This is a genomic window from Oleiphilus sp. HI0125 (genome assembly GCF_001635355.1).
Map to the genome: position 1 here is coordinate 1 of NZ_LWGF01001074.1, position 1,312 is coordinate 1,312.

The 1,312-nt window shown below is 43.9% G+C and carries 3 protein-coding genes; 2 read left to right on the forward strand and 1 reads right to left on the reverse strand.

Annotated features, from left to right (window positions below):
* The coding region (locus A3762_RS18385; protein ID WP_197469377.1) for an acyl-CoA dehydrogenase N-terminal domain-containing protein at window positions 1-388 on the reverse strand (388 nt) is incomplete at its 3' end.
* Window positions 389-561: 173 nt separating this feature from the next.
* Here A3762_RS18385 and A3762_RS18390 point away from each other — a divergent pair.
* Both A3762_RS18390 and A3762_RS18395 read left to right on the forward strand, forming a co-directional pair.
* Window positions 562-1,020 (forward strand): thioredoxin domain-containing protein, encoded by a 459-nt coding sequence (locus A3762_RS18390; protein WP_068757037.1) that lies wholly within the window; start codon window positions 562-564, stop codon window positions 1,018-1,020.
* A gap of 98 nt (window positions 1,021-1,118) precedes the next feature.
* Window positions 1,119-1,312 (forward strand): hypothetical protein (locus A3762_RS18395; RefSeq protein ID WP_197469378.1); only part of this gene is annotated, 194 nt, incomplete at its 3' end.

Here is a 1,312-nt window from a genome sequence, read left to right on the forward strand (position 1 = left end):
CCGCACTCGTTAAGAATGGATAACCAGCCGTGCTCGGATTCGCGCCTGTAAACAAACCCATGCATGCTGAATGCACCAACGCAGGCAGCTGCATTCCACCCTCATCAAATCGATGACGCGCATTAATCAATCCAGCTTCAGTAAAATGCTTCCACGCTTCTTTCACCTCAGGAATGGTCGATACGCTTTCACCATCAAAGCTTGGCTCATTTGCGTCAGCCTTCGCGTTGTGCGGTAAGAAGTAGTCTTGTGCGATTTTAAGCGACGTATCGATAACACCATCAAAGGTACTACGATCATGGTCTTTGTAGGCATCTAACTCAGTAAGGGCCTCTGCTTGAAACACGTCATAAAGAAGGAAGTTCAAAGTATCTTGATTAATAATCATGGAAAGTCGCTACCGCTTAATCTGTTTGTTGTTGTGATCGAAGATTAACTATACGAATGTATCACGGCATAAGATGACATGCCCAGATCCCTTACTGGAATGAACTTTTTTATACCGTGAATGTCACAAGAGCCCTGTCTTTTTCAGCAGCAAAGAATCGCACTGGAGGCATCATGGCACGCCATGGGAAATCATCTACTACTAAAACTCAAAAGGTAAAACGTAAAAAAATTGCACCTAAGACCCTGAAAAAACTTGAAATTAGCGCTGTATTCGCAGCCTTTCTTGGCGTTTGCTTAGCAGCCTATAGTCACGTAATTCAGATAACGCAGGATCTTTCCGTGATCGGCAATGGCACAGCGACTGTGGTTCAAGTGCATGATCCAAACTGCCGAAATTGCGCACAACTAAAGCGCAACGTAGATGCACTCCAATCCGAGTATGACGAGGACATACAATTCAAAATTGCTAACCTCGCCAACAAGAAAGGCAAAACTTTCGCTGGCAAATACCAAGCTCCTAAGACAACGCTATTGCTATTCAACAAGCACGGAAGACTAACGAATACTCTGCACGGCATTACTTCTAAAGAGGATCTTCGAGTCGCCTTTAATCAACTTACGAGACGATAAGGCTGAGGTACAACTGAATCGCATAAAAACCATTCTTGCCTTGCTGCTGATTAAAGAGTCGCGCACAATCAACGCAAAATAAATAGTAGTGCGAACAAATGGATGACACGTATTTTCTGCAAGCTGCGACCATGTACTTTTTAAGTCTGTGGAAAACCTACCTAGGCCCACTCATTGCTGCGGGCAGCGGTTTTAGTTATATCGAGATGCTTTTATTCAATCTAGGTGCTGCACTATCATCTTCGGTGAGCGTGTTGTTTTTGACTGACTTGTGGGTAAAAAAACTTCAGTC

Excerpts from the sequence above, each read along its gene's own strand:
- A3762_RS18390 (WP_068757037.1), top strand. The coding sequence starts at position 562 with ATGGCACGCCATGGGAAATCATCTACTACTAAAACTCAAAAGGTAAAA.